The organism is Lysinibacillus sp. NPDC097279 (assembly GCF_044761745.1).
GTDB lineage: Bacteria > Bacillota > Bacilli > Bacillales_A > Planococcaceae > Lysinibacillus.
Genome location: NZ_JBIWDA010000005.1, coordinates 54,122 through 73,142 on the forward strand (window position 1 = coordinate 54,122; position 19,021 = coordinate 73,142).

The 19,021-nt window shown below is 37.6% G+C and carries 24 protein-coding genes; 20 read left to right on the forward strand and 4 right to left on the reverse strand.

What is annotated here, in order from left to right:
• The first annotated feature begins 35 nt into the window (after positions 1 to 35).
• Genes ACIQ1H_RS18135 through ACIQ1H_RS18145 form a run of 3 tightly spaced genes read left to right on the forward strand, consistent with a single transcriptional unit; the run spans position 36 to position 2,287 of the window.
• Positions 36 to 995 carry a proline dehydrogenase family protein gene (locus ACIQ1H_RS18135; protein ID WP_402890666.1) on the forward strand — a complete coding sequence of 320 codons (960 nt, stop codon included), beginning with the start codon at positions 36 to 38 and terminating at the stop codon, positions 993 to 995.
• Positions 992 to 1,885, forward strand: coding sequence for a DMT family transporter (locus ACIQ1H_RS18140; RefSeq protein WP_402890667.1), 894 nt, complete (start codon positions 992 to 994; stop codon positions 1,883 to 1,885). The genes ACIQ1H_RS18135 and ACIQ1H_RS18140 overlap by 4 nt, the downstream gene beginning before the upstream one ends.
• A gap of 42 nt (positions 1,886 to 1,927) precedes the next feature.
• Positions 1,928 to 2,287: a YybH family protein gene (locus ACIQ1H_RS18145; RefSeq protein ID WP_402890669.1), complete on the forward strand. Its 360-nt coding sequence runs from the start codon at positions 1,928 to 1,930 to the stop codon at positions 2,285 to 2,287.
• Between the two features lie 37 nt (positions 2,288 to 2,324).
• Here the strand turns inward: ACIQ1H_RS18145 and ACIQ1H_RS18150 are convergent, their stop codons facing one another.
• A complete protein-coding gene (locus ACIQ1H_RS18150) occupies positions 2,325 to 2,780 on the reverse strand; it encodes a GNAT family N-acetyltransferase (RefSeq protein WP_337980254.1) in 456 nt (151 codons plus the stop codon).
• Between the two features lie 96 nt (positions 2,781 to 2,876).
• Between ACIQ1H_RS18150 and ACIQ1H_RS18155 the strand changes: the two genes are divergently transcribed.
• From ACIQ1H_RS18155 to ACIQ1H_RS18210, 12 genes are all read left to right on the forward strand, one after another.
• Positions 2,877 to 3,308, forward strand: coding sequence for a GNAT family N-acetyltransferase (locus tag ACIQ1H_RS18155; RefSeq protein WP_139860273.1), 432 nt, complete (start codon positions 2,877 to 2,879; stop codon positions 3,306 to 3,308).
• Positions 3,309 to 3,332: 24 nt separating this feature from the next.
• Positions 3,333 to 3,905 (forward strand): nucleotidyltransferase family protein, encoded by a 573-nt coding sequence (locus ACIQ1H_RS18160; RefSeq protein WP_402890673.1) that lies wholly within the window; start codon positions 3,333 to 3,335, stop codon positions 3,903 to 3,905.
• An 18-nt stretch (positions 3,906 to 3,923) separates the two neighbouring features.
• Positions 3,924 to 4,400 (forward strand): DinB family protein, encoded by a 477-nt coding sequence (locus ACIQ1H_RS18165; RefSeq protein ID WP_402890675.1) that lies wholly within the window; start codon positions 3,924 to 3,926, stop codon positions 4,398 to 4,400.
• On the forward strand, positions 4,391 to 5,227 hold the full coding sequence (locus ACIQ1H_RS18170; protein ID WP_402890677.1) for a helix-turn-helix domain-containing protein: 837 nt from the start codon (positions 4,391 to 4,393) through the stop codon (positions 5,225 to 5,227). The genes ACIQ1H_RS18165 and ACIQ1H_RS18170 overlap by 10 nt, the downstream gene beginning before the upstream one ends.
• 314 nt (positions 5,228 to 5,541) lie before the next feature.
• The gene (locus tag ACIQ1H_RS18175) at positions 5,542 to 6,522 is read left to right on the forward strand and encodes an ABC transporter substrate-binding protein (RefSeq protein WP_402890679.1); all 981 of its coding nucleotides are present in this window, start codon (positions 5,542 to 5,544) and stop codon (positions 6,520 to 6,522) included.
• 91 nt (positions 6,523 to 6,613) lie between these two features.
• Complete coding sequence (locus ACIQ1H_RS18180) at positions 6,614 to 7,621, forward strand: FecCD family ABC transporter permease (protein WP_173479313.1); 1,008 nt, start codon at positions 6,614 to 6,616, stop codon at positions 7,619 to 7,621.
• Positions 7,614 to 8,645 (forward strand): FecCD family ABC transporter permease, encoded by a 1,032-nt coding sequence (locus ACIQ1H_RS18185; RefSeq protein ID WP_402890682.1) that lies wholly within the window; start codon positions 7,614 to 7,616, stop codon positions 8,643 to 8,645. The genes ACIQ1H_RS18180 and ACIQ1H_RS18185 overlap by 8 nt, the downstream gene beginning before the upstream one ends.
• Positions 8,646 to 8,656: 11 nt before the next feature.
• Entirely contained in the window at positions 8,657 to 9,457 is an 801-nt protein-coding gene (locus tag ACIQ1H_RS18190) for an ABC transporter ATP-binding protein (RefSeq protein ID WP_402890685.1), read from the forward strand.
• Positions 9,454 to 10,233 (forward strand): alpha/beta hydrolase, encoded by a 780-nt coding sequence (locus tag ACIQ1H_RS18195; RefSeq protein ID WP_402890687.1) that lies wholly within the window; start codon positions 9,454 to 9,456, stop codon positions 10,231 to 10,233. The genes ACIQ1H_RS18190 and ACIQ1H_RS18195 overlap by 4 nt, the downstream gene beginning before the upstream one ends.
• A 92-nt stretch (positions 10,234 to 10,325) precedes the next feature.
• Positions 10,326 to 10,793: a GNAT family N-acetyltransferase gene (locus ACIQ1H_RS18200; protein ID WP_402890690.1), complete on the forward strand. Its 468-nt coding sequence runs from the start codon at positions 10,326 to 10,328 to the stop codon at positions 10,791 to 10,793.
• A gap of 5 nt (positions 10,794 to 10,798) precedes the next feature.
• Positions 10,799 to 11,440, forward strand: coding sequence for a hypothetical protein (locus ACIQ1H_RS18205; RefSeq protein WP_402890693.1), 642 nt, complete (start codon positions 10,799 to 10,801; stop codon positions 11,438 to 11,440).
• A gap of 176 nt (positions 11,441 to 11,616) precedes the next feature.
• Complete coding sequence (locus ACIQ1H_RS18210) at positions 11,617 to 12,129, forward strand: YfiT family bacillithiol transferase (protein WP_402890696.1); 513 nt, start codon at positions 11,617 to 11,619, stop codon at positions 12,127 to 12,129.
• 110 nt (positions 12,130 to 12,239) lie between these two features.
• On the opposite strand, the gene ACIQ1H_RS18215 is transcribed toward ACIQ1H_RS18210, so the two are convergent.
• Positions 12,240 to 12,866 carry an exosporium glycoprotein BclB-related protein gene (locus ACIQ1H_RS18215; RefSeq protein WP_402890700.1) on the reverse strand — a complete coding sequence of 209 codons (627 nt, stop codon included), beginning with the start codon at positions 12,864 to 12,866 and terminating at the stop codon, positions 12,240 to 12,242.
• A 297-nt stretch (positions 12,867 to 13,163) separates the two neighbouring features.
• Positions 13,164 to 14,474 (reverse strand): hypothetical protein, encoded by a 1,311-nt coding sequence (locus tag ACIQ1H_RS18220; protein WP_402890702.1) that lies wholly within the window; start codon positions 14,472 to 14,474, stop codon positions 13,164 to 13,166.
• Between the two features lie 219 nt (positions 14,475 to 14,693).
• On the opposite strand from ACIQ1H_RS18220, the gene ACIQ1H_RS18225 reads away from it, so the two are divergent.
• The 4 genes from ACIQ1H_RS18225 (at position 14,694) to ACIQ1H_RS18240 (ending at position 17,120) form a co-directional block, all read left to right on the forward strand.
• Entirely contained in the window at positions 14,694 to 15,329 is a 636-nt protein-coding gene (locus ACIQ1H_RS18225; RefSeq protein ID WP_173479318.1) for a BMQ_0737 family morphogenetic spore coat protein, read from the forward strand.
• A gap of 102 nt (positions 15,330 to 15,431) precedes the next feature.
• The gene (locus tag ACIQ1H_RS18230) at positions 15,432 to 16,007 is read left to right on the forward strand and encodes a hypothetical protein (RefSeq protein WP_402890704.1); all 576 of its coding nucleotides are present in this window, start codon (positions 15,432 to 15,434) and stop codon (positions 16,005 to 16,007) included.
• Complete coding sequence (locus ACIQ1H_RS18235) at positions 16,000 to 16,299, forward strand: hypothetical protein (protein WP_402890707.1); 300 nt, start codon at positions 16,000 to 16,002, stop codon at positions 16,297 to 16,299. The genes ACIQ1H_RS18230 and ACIQ1H_RS18235 overlap by 8 nt, the downstream gene beginning before the upstream one ends.
• A 14-nt stretch (positions 16,300 to 16,313) precedes the next feature.
• Positions 16,314 to 17,120, forward strand: a complete 807-nt coding sequence (locus tag ACIQ1H_RS18240; protein ID WP_402890709.1) for a hypothetical protein — start codon at positions 16,314 to 16,316, stop codon at positions 17,118 to 17,120.
• A 220-nt stretch (positions 17,121 to 17,340) separates the two neighbouring features.
• Here ACIQ1H_RS18240 and rpmG read toward each other — a convergent pair whose 3' ends face one another.
• Complete coding sequence (gene rpmG / locus ACIQ1H_RS18245) at positions 17,341 to 17,490, reverse strand: 50S ribosomal protein L33 (RefSeq protein WP_173479322.1); 150 nt, start codon at positions 17,488 to 17,490, stop codon at positions 17,341 to 17,343.
• Positions 17,491 to 17,657: 167 nt separating this feature from the next.
• Here rpmG and ACIQ1H_RS18250 point away from each other — a divergent pair, with 167 nt between their 5' ends.
• Entirely contained in the window at positions 17,658 to 18,851 is a 1,194-nt protein-coding gene (locus tag ACIQ1H_RS18250; protein WP_402890713.1) for a GTP-binding protein, read from the forward strand.
• The last annotated feature ends 170 nt before the right edge of the window (positions 18,852 to 19,021 follow it).

The window sequence follows — 19,021 nt, forward strand, 5'->3', positions numbered from 1 at the left end:
ACAGTAACTTTAAATAATGAATAGGAGCTGAAAAAATGAAAAAGCCAGAAGAATTAGTTACTCAAGCATTGAAATCGGCTGCAAGAAATAATCAAATGAAAAATGATTTGCAACAATCGAAAGAACTTTATCCACTATTATCGAAGGCTGCAAGACGCTATGTAGCAGGGGAAGAAAGAGCGGAGGCCATTTCTATAGCAAAAAATTTTCTTGCGAAAGATTATCAAATTTCACTTGAGTATATTGGAGAAAATACTGTCAATCTTGAGGAATGTCAAAAGGCTACAAACGAATTTATGATGTTGATTGAAGAGCTTGGTACTTTAGCTATGGGGCAAACTGTATCATTCGATTTATCGCATATTGGATTGTCTATAAACAAAGAGATGGCTTATAAACACCTAGTTCAACTTGTTCAGCAGGCAAAAAAATACGGCATTATTTTAATGATTAGTATGGAGGAATCCTCAAAGACGGACGATATTCTTAACATATATAAAAAGATAGCGACCGAATACAACAATATCGGCATTACATTACAAGCTCATTTATACCGAACTGCGTTGGATATACAGGAGCTTGTTCAATATTCTGGGAAGATAAGAATCGTGAAAGGTGCTTTTCAAGAGCCAAATACAATTGCATTGAAGCGATCAGAAGAGTTGAATCGTCGTTATCTTCAATATGTAGATCAATTAGTTAAATTAAATCATCCTATTTCAATAGCTACGCATGATGAATCCATTATACAAGTGATGGAACAACGACAATATTTGCAGCAAACGAATGTAGAAATTGAGACGCTTTATGGAATTCGACCAGAGTTAATTCGGGGTTTAAAAGAAAAAGGATATAACGGTAAGGTATATTTGCCGTATGGTCAGGATTGGTATTTATATTTATGTCATCGTCTTGCCGAAAACCCAGAGAACCTATATTTAGCAGTATCGGACATGTTAAGTACAGCATTAGTAGACAGTAGTGAAGATTATTGAAGAATCAAATCATTCCTATTATCAATATAAGCCTTGCTATGAGTATAGTAGGAAGCTCTGTTGTTGCGGGTAAACTTATTGTTCAAAGCTTCCCTGTATTTCTTGCTTCTGAACTGAGGTTTTTAGTGGCAACAATCATTTTAGTGCCGATATTATTAATAGCTGAAGGTATGCCTTCAATACGAAAAAAAGACTATCTCTTCTTATTTTTACAAGCATTATCAGGTGTGTTTTTATTTAATATTTTTATGCTCTATGGACTGACGCAAACGACAGCAACTGAAGCAGGTTTAATTACAAGTACTGTCCCTGCCTGTACGGGGTTGCTGTCATTTTTTCTATTGAAAGAGAAATTAACAAAGAATATTGTATTGGGCATATGCATTGCAATGATGGGAATTACGACGATTAATGCTCCTGGGATGTTTGGTATTTCTAACACTCCTCATATATCAGTAGTTGGTAATTTACTTGTATTTGGTGCAATTATGTGCGAGTCATTGTTTATTATCGTTGGGAAATTTATTTCCCAACGTGTTAGTGCGTTAGCTATTTCTACAATTGTTTGCTGTTTTGGGACAATATTATTTCTACCATTTGCTCTATATGAAAGTAGGCAGTTTGCATATGAAAAAGTGTCGTTTGCTGAATGGGGCATAATTCTTTATTTTGGAATCGTTGTAACGGTCATCGCATTTATTTTAATGCATCTGGGGATAGCAAAAGTGTCAGCAAGTATGGCTGGCATTTTAACGGGCTTTTTGCCAATCAGTAGTATTGCGTTATCTTCTTTGTTGTTAGGAGAAGCGATTACTTCTGTTCAATTAATTGGATGTGTACTAGTTTTAGTTGCCATATTTTATCTATCTAGACAACCAGCAACTAAATAAGTGTTTTGAAGAGCAGGAAAGAAGAAGACAGGAGGAATGGGAATGGATTATCAACAAGTTTTAACACGGTACATTGACGCAACAAATACGCATGACTTTAATAATGTCAAAGCGCTATTACACCCACAAGCAGTTTATTGGTTTACTGATAAAACATGCACAACGCTAGAGGAGATAGAAGCTTATTTCAATCATGCATGGCATGTCATAAAAAATGAAGTTTATCGAGCGGCAAATGTTCAGTGGCTTACCGTTGATGAAACTACCGCTACCTGTATTTATACATACCATTACGAAGGATATCATAATGGCACATTTGTATCAGGGAGCGGGAGAGCAACAAACGTATTTACAGTAGTAAATAATGAATGGAAGCTTATTCATGAGCATTTAAGTAGCTAGTGCAGTTGGCATTGGGCACCCTTTGCAATCAACCCTCTTAATCTAGCTTTGCCGCATAAATGCGTGAGCTTTCGCCCCAAGGATGATAGCCAGTACCGATATGTGAAAAGCCATAGCGTTCATATAAGCCAATATGGTCTGTGCTAAGATACAGATGCGAAAAACCGTGTTGCTGAGCATCCTTTTTAGCTTGCTCTAATAGCAATGCTCCATAGGCATGCCCGCGATGGTTTTCTTCAATATAAACCGCACATACCCAAGGATATAAATCCATACGACTAATAAAATCATTCGTTATTAAACCTGCACAGCCAATAATTTCATCATTGTCCATTAATAAATACCACTGCGGAAGTGGTGCCTGCGCTTCGATGCAATGTGAAATACAATCCTCATAGAGCATCATAGTTTCCTCACTTGCCCATTTGCTTTGTATATAGCTGGTCGCCAATTGAGCATAACGAGGCTCCTCACGTACAGAAATAATTTTCATACTCACACCCCTTTGAAAAATAATAGCATACAGTTATTATTGTAATAAATGGAAACGTTTATAAGCAATACTAAACCTATGGGAGGGGCAATAAAGGTGCAAATTAGATCCGCGGGTATACATGATATTAAAGCTTTAACTTTGTTAATGGAGCAGCTTGGCTATCCAACGACAGAGGACAAAATGATGCAAAGATTTCAAGCATTAGCAGCCAATCCAAGCTACCATACATTAGTTGCTGAAGTGGATGGATACGTAGTTGGGATGGCAGGGTTATGCCATAGCTTGTTTTATGAGCATGATGGTTGTTATGTACGCATTGTCGCCTTTGTCGTAGATTCTAACTATCGCAGAAAGGGCATTGGACAGAAGCTACTTGAAGCGATAGAATACTGGGCAGTGGAACAGGATGCATCTGCACTTGTGTTGAATAGCGGTAATCGTGAAGAACGTATTGCTGCGCACCACTTTTACAGACAGCAGGGCTTTGAAGGGAAAAGTACAGGCTTTAGTAAGCCATTAAAATAGCGAAATATCAAGGAGTTTGATGGAATGGAGCGGTTATTAACTGAAAGGGATTTAATAACGTTAATTGAGTCAGATACATGGATGATGACTATTTTACGTTGTGCCGAGCAACTACAATTACCTGACTGTTGGGTATGTGCTGGATTTATTCGTTCAAAGGTATGGGATCATTTGCACGATTATCAAGATAGAACACCTTTAGCTGATATTGATGTCATTTATTTCGATAAACAGGATATCTCAGAAGAGCGAGAGAAGCAATATGAGCAGCGTTTATTAGAACTCTTACCAAAAGAACTGTGGTCTGTGAAAAATCAGGCTAGAATGCATGTCGTAAACGATAGTGAGCCGTATCAATCTTCCGTTGATGGAATTGCGCACTTTCCAGAAATTCCAACAGCTATTGGCGCACGGCTGACAAATGGTACACTGGAAATTGCAGCACCTTATGGCATACAACAATTGCTGTCGGGCATTGTTGCGCCTACACCTTATTTTGATGAAAATACACATTTGCATGATATTTATCAAAAGAGGATACATAACAAACAATGGCAAAAGGTGTGGCCGAAACTAGCATTCGTATCCTCGATATAGCGAAAGGTGCTGACAAAATTGCAGTCAGAAAAGAAGCAAATCATTATGCATTATGAAAAATCAATACTGTGGCTAGAGCGACTTTCGGATGTTACGGATAAGCAGTGGCGTTTGCCAATACAACAAGGAAAATGGACTGTGGCCGAAGTTATTGGACATCTAAGCCCGTGGGATGAATTTGTATTGCATGAACGAATTCCCTTTCTCTCGACACAAGAGCAGATGCCTAAGGGGCCAAATGTGGAACAGATGAATAATGAAGCAGCCAGCATTAGTCGTTTGCAAAGTATGGAGCAAACATTGCAAGCGCTACTTAAGAATCGGCGTTTACTGTTAGAGGCGATTGTTCGTTTAACGGATGAATTGTGGCAGCAACGGTTACAAATAGGGCGTTCGGAGCTTACATTGTACAGTTATTTTTCAGGGTTAGTCGAACATGATCGGCATCATTTTTCACAAGTTCAAAATGTTATAGGTGAGATGGAATGGATATAAATATAAATCAAATTATTGATTATTACGCACAGGCAACTGTGAATTTCGTTGATATTTTTACGAATAAAATGGAACCAAATCTAAAAGATATAGGGCGTACAACAGCGCCAGGGAAATGTGGGTTAGTGTTCCCACTGGCAGGCAGAGCGTCTTTTAGTTTTAATGGTACCCCCTATCTAATGGAGCCAGGAATGGTTGTCCATGCAGGCCCGCAAATGCCAATAGAAATTCAGACGATTGGTGATAAGGCGTGGGAGTATGCGGTAGTCCATTATCATTTACCAGCAGAAGAGGTGGCTCTTTATCCATTAGCAACACAGCATTTCTCAATCAAAACAGGTGAGCACACAAAAATTATAAATCTCGTGCAACAACTAATAGAAAGTTACGCAATGCCAGGAAGTATGGCAACATTTAAATCAAAGTCGTTATTTATGAATTTAGTAGAAGCGATATTAATTTCGGCAAAAATGAAGGTACTTGATACAGCAAATGAAATGATGGAGCAGGTAATACAATACATACACGAGCATTATTCGAAACCATTGTCGGTGTCGAAAATTGCACAGGAATTCGGTGTGGAGCGTCGGCGATTTGCCTATCTTTTTGAACAGCATACAGGTATGAATCCTAGTAGCTATTTAACAGAATACCGCATGCGGAGGGCAAAGGAATTGCTACAATTTTGTGACTCTACTGTAGCTGAAATTGCTGAATGTGTAGGCTATGTTGATAGCTTTTATTTTAGCCGTGTCTTTAAAAAAAGTATTGGTATGTCTCCGACAGCATATCGCAAAGTAATGCTAGAAGAAGCTAAGTATGTTTAAAGAAGTCAATAGAATTCACCGTTAAAAATCCGTAAACCCGTGGAACGCAACATTAATAGCTGGATAAAAAGTGTTAGATTGATTGCAGTCAATCTAGCACTTTTTCTTTTATGATTAATCCCTTTTTTAAAAATACTTTCGGCAAAAATCCATATAGAAAATAAAATTGTCCATTCACAACTATTTTTCTCTTTGGTAGGATAGAATTCGTAAATGATAATGACTATCAATTAAATAATCAATTGCTATTGACATATAAATGAAAATGATTATCATTATCGTTAGTAGATGAAAATAATGAGGAGAGATTCATTGTGAATAAATATATTAAAATGTGTGCACCTGCACTTTTAGCACTATCCCTTGCTGCTTGTGGTACTGATAAAGAGGAGTCCACACCTGTCAAAAATGACACAGCCGAAACAAGTACAACTGCAACGCAAACGGAACAAGCGTCAACACAAAACATTACATATTTAGGTGAGACGTATGAACTGCCAGCAAAGGTTGAAAACATTGTAGCGGCAAGTTTAGAGTCTATGGAAGACGCGGCAATGCTTGGTATCAAGCCAATTGGTGTACTTGACATTGGTGGAAAAATTCCATCATATCTTTCAAAAGAATTAGAAGGTGCAACATTAGTCGGCAATAAAATGGAGCCGAATGCTGAAGCAATTTTAGCCCTAGATCCTGATGTTATTATAGGTACTTCAAAATTCCCTGAGGAAACGGCTGAAAAACTTAATAAAATTCAAACAATGATTCCTTACTCACATATTTCAACAAACTGGAAAGAAAATTTAACACTCCTTGCACAGCTTACTGGTAAAGAAGACGATGCTAAAAAGATTATTGCAGACTATGAAGCGAAAGTAGCGGATGCTCAAGCTAAATCAAAAGAGCAACTAACGGACAAGGAAGTATTAATTATTCGCTTACGTGGCGGTGTTATGTACATCTATCCTGCAGGCGTTTACTTAAATCCAGTACTTTATGAGGATTTAGGTGCACCAGTACCTGAAATTTTAAATAATACAAAAGCGCAAGCGGAACTTTCACTTGAAACGTTAGCAGAGATTGACCCAGATGCGATTTTCTTACAATTTGAGGAATCTGAAAATACAGATGCTCCGAAAGCATTAGAAGATTTGCAAAAAAATCCGATCTTTGCAAGCTTAAAAGCAACAAAAAGTGAACAGGTTTTCGTCAATGCCATTGATCCTCTAGCTCAAGGTGGTACTGCTTGGTCTAAGGTTAAATTCCTAGATGTCGCAGCGGAAAAATTACTTAAATAGAAGCAAGTAGGCTGGTAGTAGAATTGGTGCAAGCACCGGGCTATTACCAGCCTTTTATAAGATACAGATTAAATAGAAAAAGGTGTGGCAGTTGAAAAAATCAAACATAGTATCATTTTCTATATTAGTAGCTTCACCTTTCTTAATTGCGATTGTGGCTTTAATTTCTGTCATGTACGGCACAAAGGATATTAGCACCTTAACCGTATGGCAATCACTTACGGCATTTGATGCTGGGAATATTGATCATCAAATTGTTCGAACTAGTCGTATTCCTAGAATTTGCGCTGTCTTACTAGTAGGTGCGTTTTTGGCAGTAGCTGGTGCGGTTATGCAAGGTATTACACGAAATTATTTAGCATCTCCGTCATTAATGGGCGTTAATGATGGCTCTGCATTTGTTATTACAATAGCAATTGTATTTTTTCCAGGACTTCCTAATTACCAAATGATTTTGCTATCTATGCTCGGCTCAGCACTAGGAGCTGGCATCGTTTTCGGTTTTGGCTCTCTAATCCGAAATGGACTTTCTCCAGTTCGGTTAGCGATTATTGGAACAGTAATAGGTACATTTTTGAGTAGTATAGCGACAGCAATTGCAATGTATTTCCAAGTGTCGCAGACGGTTAGTGCTTGGTATAACACCAAGGTACATATGGTAGACAATGATATGCTCATGCTATCAATACCTTTTGGATTAATTGGCCTTATTCTTGCATTAATATCGGCAAGGGCAATTACAATTACCGCATTAGGTGACGATATTGCCGTAGGACTCGGACAAAAAACAAAAGCAGTAAAAATTGTGAGTATGCTTGCAGTTGTATGTTTAACAGGAACTGCCGTTGCACTTGTCGGAAAAATAGCCTTTGTTGGGCTCGTTATTCCGCACATTACACGTTTCCTCGTAGGTGTTGATTACCGTTTTATCATTCCGTGTGCAGCAGTAATAGGAGCGTTCTTTTTAGCACTTTGCGATGTGCTTAGTCGCTATGTGAATTATCCATACGAAACGCCAATTGGTGTATTAACAGCGCTAGTCGGCGTTCCATTTTTCTTATACCTAGTTCGTAAGCGCGGAGGTGAAAAGCATGCATAAAAAAACTTCCCGTGCAGTTATGATGACGGTTGCTATACTTCTATTATTTATTTTAGGGGCAAGCTACCTCCATATTACAAATGGCGTTTTTGATATGTCGGTAATAGATGTATTAAAAACACTCCTCCGCATTGAACCAAACCCGAAATTTGATCTTGTCATTTTTGAATTTCGTTTACCACGAATTGTCATAGCAGCACTTGTTGGTGTCGGTCTTGGGATGGCAGGTGTCGTATTGCAAGGCATTACACGCAATGGCTTGGCAGACCCAGGGATTTTAGGTATTAACGCTGGTGCGGGTGCTGCAGTAGTTATTTTTATGTTTTTCTTTCAATTCCGTGTAGTGACAGCGGATATTCATAGCTGGTTATCTATTTTAATCATGCCGATTTTTGGTTTTGTCGGTGGTACGATGGCCGCAGCTTTAATTTTTTCATTTGCTATGAAAAATGGTCATTTAGATATGCAGCGTTTAATTTTAACTGGTATCGCTATTAATAGCGGATTTGGTGCGTTATCGCTGTTTCTATCTTTGAAAATGAACGCGCAAGATTATGAATCCGCAGCAGTATGGATGGCTGGTTCTATTTATAATGCTAATTGGATTTTTGTTGTATCCATGCTACCATGGCTTCTTTTGCTAGGTATTTATGTTTATCGGAAATCGTATTTACTCGACTATTTTCAATTAGAAGAAGACAGTATTACTAGCTTAGGCATTGCGCTTGAAAAAGAGAAAATTAAATTATTATTAGCGAGTGTTGGCTTAGTGAGCGCCTGTGTATCCGTATCTGGAAGTATTGGCTTTATTGGCTTAATGGCGCCTCATATTGCGAAACAGCTTGTTGGCATTCAACATCGTTATGTAATGCCAGTAAGTGCTTTAATAGGTGCGTGCCTGCTTGTGTTCGCTGACTTTATTGGTAAAACGGTCTTTGCACCTTCAGAGCTAGCAGTGGGTATTGTTGTTTCCATTATTGGTATTCCATACTTCTTGTATTTACTAGTGAAGTCAAAAGCATAGGGGGAAAAAGGATGCAAACTGCATTTAGAATGGAAAATTTGTCCTCAGGTTATGAGCATGTTCGTGTATTTGAAGGATTGAATTTAACGATAGAAGAAGGAAAAGTGACAACAATTATAGGCCCTAATGGCTGTGGAAAATCAACCTTATTAAAAACAATAGGGCGCATTTTAAAGAAACAACAGGGAACGGTTTATTTACAGGAACAAAATATGCAAAATTTATCGACGAAAGAAATTGCGAAAAAGTTAGCCATTTTATCACAAACACCTATTGCACCAGGACAGTTAAAGGTAGAGGAGCTTATCGCTTACGGTCGGTACCCTCATCGTAATAATGTCAATCGCTTAACAAAGAAGGATGAAGAAATGGTAGAGTGGGCCTTAACGGTCACGAATACATTGGAGTATCGCAACCGAGAGCTTGCACAGCTTTCTGGAGGTCAACGTCAGCGTGTTTGGCTAGCAATGGCATTAGCACAAGAAACGAGTATTTTGCTGTTAGACGAGCCAACGACTTATTTAGATATGGCGCATCAGTTAGAAGTTTTAGATATCGTCAAAAATTTAAATGAACAACATAACTGTACGATTGTCATGGTTTTGCATGATATTAACCATGCAGCAAGATATTCAGACCATCTAATAGCTATGCGTCAAGGAGTTATAATGGAGACGGGAACACCACAGGAAATTTTATGTGAGGACGTTATGCGAAAAGTGTTCAATATTTCGGCAAGAATTATGGAAGACCCAGCAACAAACACCCCCGTATGCTATGGCTATGATGTGTTAAAGGAGGAAGATAAATGACAGTAGAACAAGCAATGAACACAAATGATTTTAAATCTATTGAAATGACTTCGAAATTTACAGATTATACGTATACGATAAACATCTATGTACCTCAAGGGGAAATACCTCAAGGTGGCTTTCCTGTTTTATATGTATTAGATGGATCGTCATACTTCCATTTAGTGAAGGAAGCAGTTCGTCTACAAAGTCGAAATGCGCCTAAAACAGGCATCGTACCTGCTATTGTTGTCGGTGTAGGACATGGGGCTGATATGCATGAACGACGTTTTTATGATTTTACAGCACCAGCTGAAACGTATAGCTATCCTGCAAGATTTAAAGGAAATGGCTATGATAAGCATGGTGGGGCAGTGGGCTTTAGTCGCTTTTTACAGGAGGAATTAAAGCCACAAATTCAACAGCAATTCCTTATAAATGAACAGCAACAAACTTTATTTGGTCACTCTTTAGCAGGTTATTTTGTGTTGTGGCAATTATTTAATGAAAAGTCTAGTTTCCAACGCTATATCGCCATTAGCCCTTCCATTTGGTGGAATGAACACGAATTATTCCATAAAGCAAATGTATTTATGAAAGAGCACAAGCAAGTGAACGAACATTTATTTATCGGTGTTGGAGAGCTAGAAACTTTTATGGTAGATGATGGACGGCAAATGACAAATGAGTTAGAGAAAATAATGGGCATTGAATTTTATGAAGCATTAGAAGAGAACCATGCGTCTGTCGTACCGACTGTAATGAGTAGAGCAATACGTTTTATGAATAAAAATTAATTTTGCAACCGCATTATCTTTGATAATGCGGTTTACTTATGGATAAAAATTCAATATTATGTATTTATAATCAAATAAGGGGTGTGACATAGATGAGGGTAATTTTAGCAGAGTATCAGGATGCACCAGTAGTGCATAATTTAATGCTTCAGGCTTTTAAAGAGTACGAACATGCAACGCCACCATCCAGTGCATTAAGTGAAACAGTGGAATCAATTGAACAGGCGCTAAATAAAGGTGAGCAAGCTTTTATTAGTTATATGGAAGATCAACCAGTAGCAATGGTTCGATTTACGTTAAATGATGAAGGTATTTATTTCTTTCGATTATCTGTCATTCCACAAATGCAAGGTCAAGGGCTGGCAAAAGCATTAATAGCGAAGCTTGAAGATTATGCACGTGCACAAGGGAAAAGGATTAGTGAATGTAAAGTGCGTATGAATGTTCCGCGAAATATTGAGTTATACCGTTCGTTAGGATATGTTATCACTAAAGAAATGCTAGGAGAAAATCGTAATGGCTTTTCTCTTCCGATAGTAACAATGGAAAAGAAACTTTAGGGGGAGTGCATTTGAAGAAAAAAATAGGCTGTTTGCACGCACATTATTCGAATATAGACTATATAGAGCAGGCATTTCAAAGCTTTCAGGACATAGAGCTTGAGCACTTTGTTGATCCTGGACTTATTCACCATGTCGCAAAGGGGACTGGCGGTCTGTCATTAAAGGTGAAGGAGCAAGTAGAGTGGATAGCCAGCTGTGATGTCGATGCCATTTTAATTACGTGTACGAATTATATTGCGTTATTACAGGAAGATCAACTGTCATTATCCATACCTATGATTAAAATTGATGAACCTTTTTTTAAAACGATTTGCGAAGTGACGCAACCACAAATAATACTTTTTACAAACCCTGCCACTGTAGAGGGAACGATGGAGAGGCTTTACCAATATGCTAAGCTACATAATAAATCGATAAATGTTCAGGCGCAGGTCATAGCCAATACATTCGAACTTATTATGCAAGGGGAACAGCAGGCATACAACAATGCCATTTTGCAATATTTCCGGGAAATAATGAACGATAACCTGTTCATTTCTGTTGCGCAGCTTTCGATGGTCGAAGCGGCTCGACAATTTGAAAATGATTTCGACATGACGATTATACATCCTTTGAAATCATTAGTAGAATTTGTGAAGAAATAGGATAATCGCCGATAAAAGTGCTGAAATCGCCGATAAACCTCAAGCAATCGCCGATAAAAATGCTGGAATCGCCGATAAACCTGAAAGAATCGCCGATAGAATTTTAAATTCAAATGAAATGAAACTTCTAAATTGGTAGTATAATGAAATGAGAAAGAGAAATGGGGGAGAGCTAAATGAACGATTTACGATATCCGATTGGACAATTTCAATTTCCAGAAGTAGTGACTGCACAGCAAGTAAAAAAATGGATTGATGATATCCGTCTACTGCCGAGACAATTAGCGGAGGCATTAAGTGGAGCAAGTGAACAATCATTAGCAAAATCCTACCGAGAGAATGGCTGGACTGTAACGCAGCTAGTCCATCATCTAGCGGATAGCCACATGAATAGTTTTATTCGCTTTAAGTTAGCTTTAACCGAAGATACACCGACGATTAAACCCTACAATGAAGTGGACTGGGCAATGCTTCCAGATTCGGATATGCCAGTTGCAACTTCCTATAGGTTGCTTGAAAGTTTACATGAACGTTGGGTTTATTTGCTGACAACTTTAACAAGTGAGCAATTACAACGAGCTTTTCAACATCCAGACAGCGGGCTAATGACGCTTGAAAAAGCACTCGCTCTCTATGCATGGCATGGAAAGCATCATCTTGCCCATATACAGAATGCTCTTGTGAAATAGAAAAAAGGCGACATATCCTCACTTCTGAGGAAAGTCGCCTTTTTTAATTTTGACTATTCAAATGTGTGTGGATTCTTTAGTCGAATAAACTGCGAAGTTAAAAAGTTAAATTATTGAATTGTAATGCCAGCACTTGCTGTACCTGTAAGTACTTGAGCAACAGCTACGCCAGCTGTAGTAATGGAGTACACCATTACTAGTTTGTCACCAGCAGTGACTGGAACTGGTGCAAAACTGCCTGAACCAAATGCTGTATCACCTAGCGAAATTAAGCCTGTAAATGCTGGAGCTAAGTTAACAGTAGCAGCTGTAGCTGTGTAAGTTGTGCTTCCAGCAGGTGCACGATAGATTGTAGCCGTAACTGTAGTAGAGCCCACTAACGTAACGACAGCAGTAGCCGAGAATGATGCAGAAAGGCCTGTAATACTACCAGTACGTGGTACCGTAAATGCTTCTGTTACTACACCTGATAAATCAAGTGTATTTCCAACAAGCGTAACACCAGGAACTGCAGAACCGAATCCGATAAGGGACGGTGTAGCAATTAAACCAGTCAATAAAGAAGTTAACAAAACAGGTGTAACTCCAGAAGAGAATGGAATAATAGAACCTTCAGTAGCTGGTTGTGTTGGTGTGATACATGCAGCATCAACTGCTAAAAACGGACCGAAGTTTGGGCAATCCATATTACCAGATCTAGAAGCGCAACCACATCCACGAGGATCATTTAAGAACATATTTACACCTCCTTTCTTCATTATTGTATTCATAGAGGAAAGGAGCTAAAGGGCAATTATCTGTATACCTAAAGCTATTTTTACAATATAAAGAAAAAGAGAACAAATGCCTGTAAATGTTTAAATAGTCTATTGTCTTTGAAAACTTAAAAGTTATTAAGGGCACTTGAAGCAGCATTCAAGGATTGGACGAAAAAAAGTCCAATATGTATTTGGTGATACCTATTGGACAGTACATATAGGAATAGAGATAGCTAATTTCATATCGTTTAATGAATATTCCTCCGCGTTTTCAAACTAATTACGTCTGCGGAATAGATTGAAAAACAAAGAATTTTTTTCTTTCTTCGGTTCTTCCTCCGCTACTTCATTAATGTCTAAGTTTTCTCGTTCGTTATTGAAGTCCAATTGTGCAATACTTTCTTCCATTACATCATTCACTTCGCCTATAGGAGAAGGCTCCATCTCAATTATTGAAGTTGCAGGAACTATAGAAGAATCTTCGATAGTTGTCACGTTATTTGTAGTAGGCGTAAAGGTTTCTGTTATCTCCAAATCATCTGCAGTAGGAGTAGAGGTTTCTATAATGTCCAAGTCATTACCAGTAGGAATAGAGGCTTCTATGATCTCCGTATCATTAATGGTAGGAGCAGAGGTTTCTATAATGTCCAAGTCATTAGCAGCAGGAACAGAAGCTTCTATAATCTCTGTATCATTAACGGTAGGAGCAGAGGCTTCTATAATCCCCAATTCATTAGCAATAGGAGTAGAGGCTTCGGTATTCTCCAAGTCATGAGCGGTAGGAGCAGTAGCTTCAGTATTCTCCAAATCATTAGTAAGAGGAGCGGAGACTACTGTATTGTCCAATTCATTTGCTAAAGGAGCTGTAATATTATTTGCATCTACAACGCTGACTGGAATTCCTTGTGTGTCAGTTGCATTTTTAAAATGAAATGTGGATTCTGCTGTATTATTTCTAAATAAACCATTATAAATTTGGCTTGGATGTGTATTAATTGATTGAAAATAATGCTGATTAAAATGGCGTTCTTCCTGTTTTTTTACGGCATTTTCATTAGCAGTATAAGGGATCCCATTGTTCATATTAGAAGCTTTACCTGCCAAGCTTTGAAGGAATTTATAACTCGGTTCATTGGTAGGTAATGATGGTTGTACAGTCGTTTGTGCTATTTCTTCTAAAAGTTTTCTTGAAGGAAGGGCTATTTTTTTTGCGGAATTTTCTTCAACAGTCGTTGGAATATTTTTTGATGGTTCATTTTCTTCTACTATTATTAATTTATTCAGTACGGCTAAAATTTCATGATTCATCTCTTCAATTACTTGATTCAGTGATTCTATTTGGATGGATAAATGCTTGACTTGCCCTTCATATTCTTTAATTTGCGTACTTTGATTACCTTCTATTGTTTCTGTCAGTTCCTCTAGTTGCGCGACTTGTGGCTTAAGCTCCTCAAATTCATTTTTCATAAATAAGTAATCTTCAATTGAAGTACCCGTTTTTAATGTTGTTAACGTTTCTTTATAACTATCGATTTTTTCCTTTAGTTTTTCAATGTCTTGAGTGGAGTACAACTTAGAATCTTCCATTGCATTTCACCCCTTTCAGTCCATTATATTTTATTAAAAAACTTTACTTTCTGTTACAAATCATTTGCACATAAGAGTGAAGAATTGCATTCATTATAAGTAGTAGCAACATTACCACTTGAATTATAATCATGGAAATTATTTGTTAGCCCATGCACGTAACGCTAAAAATCATATGCTACAAACGAAAGATAAAAAACTTATGGAGGTGTCAAAAGGATGCAAGATAATATGCCATCCCAGGCAAGCGAACTAATTTGTATAAATGTGGATAAGGTTTATGACTGGATTGTAAAAGAAATGTCATTTGATATTTCTCCAACGGGTGCAATTACATTCCCAGGCATTACACCGACTACTGCTTTAACAGGTGCAATTGTTACATGTAGAGTAACTCCTGCTACGACAAACCCAATCGTAATTTTAAGTCGTGAGAATCGTCAATTCTCTATTGATGGATCAACAGTTTGTCTGCAACACTTAAATATTCAAAAGAATTTTGTTCTGACGATTGTTGTTACTTTACCAAATGGAACTATGTACACAAGTAGTGAAATTCCAGTATCACGTTGTGAGCAAGTTACATTATGCGCGCCTAAAGGAACAGATGTGGAAATCCTTTATACAGACTTAGATTGCTTCGTGTGTACAACAGGTACGCTTACTGCTGGTACGGGAACGATCACGTTTTCTGCGTTAACAATTACGGTAGCTGTATGTCAAAGCATTCAGTCTACATTCCCTGTAACTGTTGAATTCTTAGCAAATTACTGCGACCCAAGAGCAGATTTACCATTCTCATGTCCGTCAACGGTTCGTCCTAAGCAATGTTCCGTTATTTTCCCAACGGTTTGATAATGGTGCTAACAGATAAATAAAAGTCATACCTTAAAGAGAGGATTATCCTCTCTTTTTTTTAGTTTTGTTACATATTATATAGGCAAGGGGGCACTAATTATGAATACTCAAAAAGATTCTATAGAAGGAAAAATAAAGGATCTTAAAGAGCAAACGACTTTTTATATCCATGAAATAAAAAAGCTAGTGGAAGAACAGGGCTTTCATAAAAATGTAAGTGTCATTAGTTATTTCACAACTTCACTTAATATTTCTTATGACGCAGAACAGGAAAGTTTATGTCTTGGTTCATATCATATTCGCAATATAGGTAATCAACCATTAACAAATCCTTATTTGTGCATCAAGCTACCTGAAGATTCTCCGTTTTCCTTCTCTGGAAGGTATGTATATGAGCATTTTAATCAAAATTTAAAAACATCGGGTAGTTGGGAACGAATAAATGATACTTCTAACAATGCAGAATTTTGGCTTAAACCAATAGGTAAAACAACAATTGAGCCAAATGAGACGATTTCCTTTACTAATTTCCAAATAAAATGGTCCCATAATTTATCCTATGCGGGTACAATAACAGGCTTTACATATTGTGATGAGCTGCAAGACGGTGTCTTAGTGCTAAATCCTATTAATCTTAATGGAATTAATGTTGGACAGGAGGGAAGTGATGAGTGAGTTAGAAGGACAAAACGTAGAAGCAAGTTTCGACCAAATTGTACGTCATTTTATGAGTGATCAGCTTCATAATGTCTCGGACTTAAGAAAGGAGGGGGATAATAGTTTTGCATTTCTTGAAAAAAGCACGTTGCAATTACTGCTTTCCCATTTATTATCAGGAGATAGAGCGCCTGTGGAAAATTTAACGGGGCAGTTCGAATTGCGTGTTATAAACGAACTCGATGATTTGATAGCTAATAATAAAGTGCAATTTGAGGAAATAATGGATTATTTAAAAAAGTTATCGTGATAGGAGGTACTAACGTGGATAATCAAAGCGTTAAAAATAACGATCCTATACAGCTCCAGCAAATGATTATTTTTTTAAGAGCGGAACTTGCGAAATATAAAAATGAAATAAATAGACTTAGAGATAGCGATTATTATTCACTCGTACTTAGACTAGAGCGGGAAAATGTTCATTTAACGAAACGTAATAAAGAGCTTTCAATGGATCGAATGAAATTAAAAAGAACGAATGAGAAAGAATCCAAGGCTTATTATGAGGATATACAGAGAAGGGAAACTCAACGGAAGAAGCACATTTCCTCGATAGATACATTATTAAGAGAGATAGAACATTTGCGTTCTGAAAATAAAGAATTACGGCAAATAACAAAGACTACCGAGGATGAGTTGCTTGCTATTAAAGGTGATGATGTATTAGAAGAAAAGAAGGCAATGGAAAGTTTCGAAATACAGTTAAGTACATTTACAAAAGCAGCGCATGAAAAAATGAATACTATAATCGAAGCTATACAGAGACAGGACGAAAATAATGTACATGATTATTTAGTTAAAGCATTAGCAGAAAAAGACAATGAAATTAATAGATTAACCATGGAGTTAGTGGATATTAAAAACAAAAATAAAAGTGCTGAAGCATTAGATGGTGAAAATACGAAAGTGAACGCTAAGTTGCTTCATAATCTAAATGCTAAAATAGAAAAAATAATAGCTCAATCTAATGATTTTGAGGCACAACTAGACAAGAAAGTTCGTATGCTTAATGACATAGAGCAACAATTGACCGAGCTTGCAATAGAAATTAATGTGAATGAATCTACGTAAAAAGCAGGTTGTAAAAAATAAATAAAGTCAAGCTGGAGTTTGTAGCGGTAGAAGACACTCCTGCTCAGAACGCACACAACGTAAGACGCAGCAGATCGCACGCAAGCGAGGATTGCGGCTTACGTTGTGCTGAGCGGAAAGCGACCGCAGTAGTGGATAATAACGGTCGCAGCAAGTGTTTTGTCTTAGTCCAAGCCGCAAGCTATTTTTACTAACTTTTTTATTTTGTTTCTCGGTGTAATGTAACACGCTTCAAACGTGGGGAATACTTTTTTAGCTCCAGTCTTTCGGGGCTATTTCGTTTGTTTTTTGTTGTGATGTAGTTTTTATCGCCTGTTTCTGTACAAGCTAATGTAATTTGCACACGCATAGTTTCAACTCCTTTTAAATAGTAATCATTACGATTTATACAATATTATTTTTTTATACTATTGTCAATGTGAAGTTCACAAAAAGTTAAACATTGCATTTTCAGCTTCTCTATGGTTAAAATACAAATTGTAAATAGTAATTATTACGATTTAAGGAGATTAAAAAATGACAAAGAAAATTCCAGTGACAGTTTTAAGTGGTTATTTAGGTTCTGGTAAAACAACGATGATGAATCATGTTCTTCAAAATGAAAAAAATATGCGTGTGGCAGTTATTGTCAATGATATGAGTGAAATTAATATTGATGCAGAACTGATTGCAAGTGGTAGTGGTATTTCCCGAACAGAGGAAAAGTTTGTAGAGCTCTCTAATGGCTGTATATGTTGCACGCTTCGTGAGGATTTATTGCAAGAGGTTAAACGCCTAGCGATGCTTGGAAATATTGATTATATATTAATTGAGTCGACGGGAATTAGTGAACCGATACCAGTTGCACAAACGTTTAGTTATTTGGATGAGGAGCTTGGAATAGATTTAACACAGTTTTGTCAGCTCGATACGATGGTGACTGTAGTAGATGCACACCGTTTTTGGCATGATTTTCAATCAGGTGAAAGCTTGCTAGAACGCAAGGAAGCAGTTGGTCATTTAGATGAGCGAGATGTGGCAGACCTTCTGATTGACCAGATTGAATTTTGTGATGTGCTAGTATTGAACAAGTGTGACCTCGTAACGGAAGAAGAACTTGAACGCTTAGAGCGTATTTTGCGTGCATTACAACCTGAGGCAAAGCTCATTCGTACAATAAATGGTGTAATTGAGCCAAGTGCAATTTTAAGTACAGGGAGTTTTGATTTTGAGCGAGTATCGGAATCTGCTGGCTGGTTAAAAGAATTAGAACTCGGTCATGAAAATCATACGCCCGAGACAGAGGAGTATGGCATTACTTCATTCACTTATAAGCGCAAAATACCTTTCCATCCAATGCGTTTTGTGGAGTGGTGTGATAATATGCCAGAATCCATTGTTCGTGCGAAGGGTATTATTTGGAGCGCAAAACATCAGGAAGTTGCATTACTACTGTCACAGGCAGGCTCATCTGCGAAAATTGAGCCCGTTTCATATTGGGTAGCGGCATTACCAGCAACACAGCAACAGGATGTATTTTTACAAGACCCAGAGGTTTTGGAGGAATGGGATGAGGAATTTGGTGACCGTATGACACAACTAGTCATTATAGGTATCGATCTGGACAAAAGTGCAATTATTAAGGAATTAGATGCATGTCTGTTGACAACGAATGAGTTTACGGAGCCATGGGAGCATCTAGAGGATCCTTTTAATTGGGAGTGGAGTTAAAGAAATAGGGGGGCCCGAATTCAGTAGGACAAGCGTGAGCATTAAATTACGCTTACGGAATGCGAGCAACCCGAATTGAAAATCAACTTGCATATAGCCTTTAAAGAGAAGACTCAACACTTGCCTTGGACTCACGAATGGAAAGTAGATTACTTTAGGAGACAAGCTGA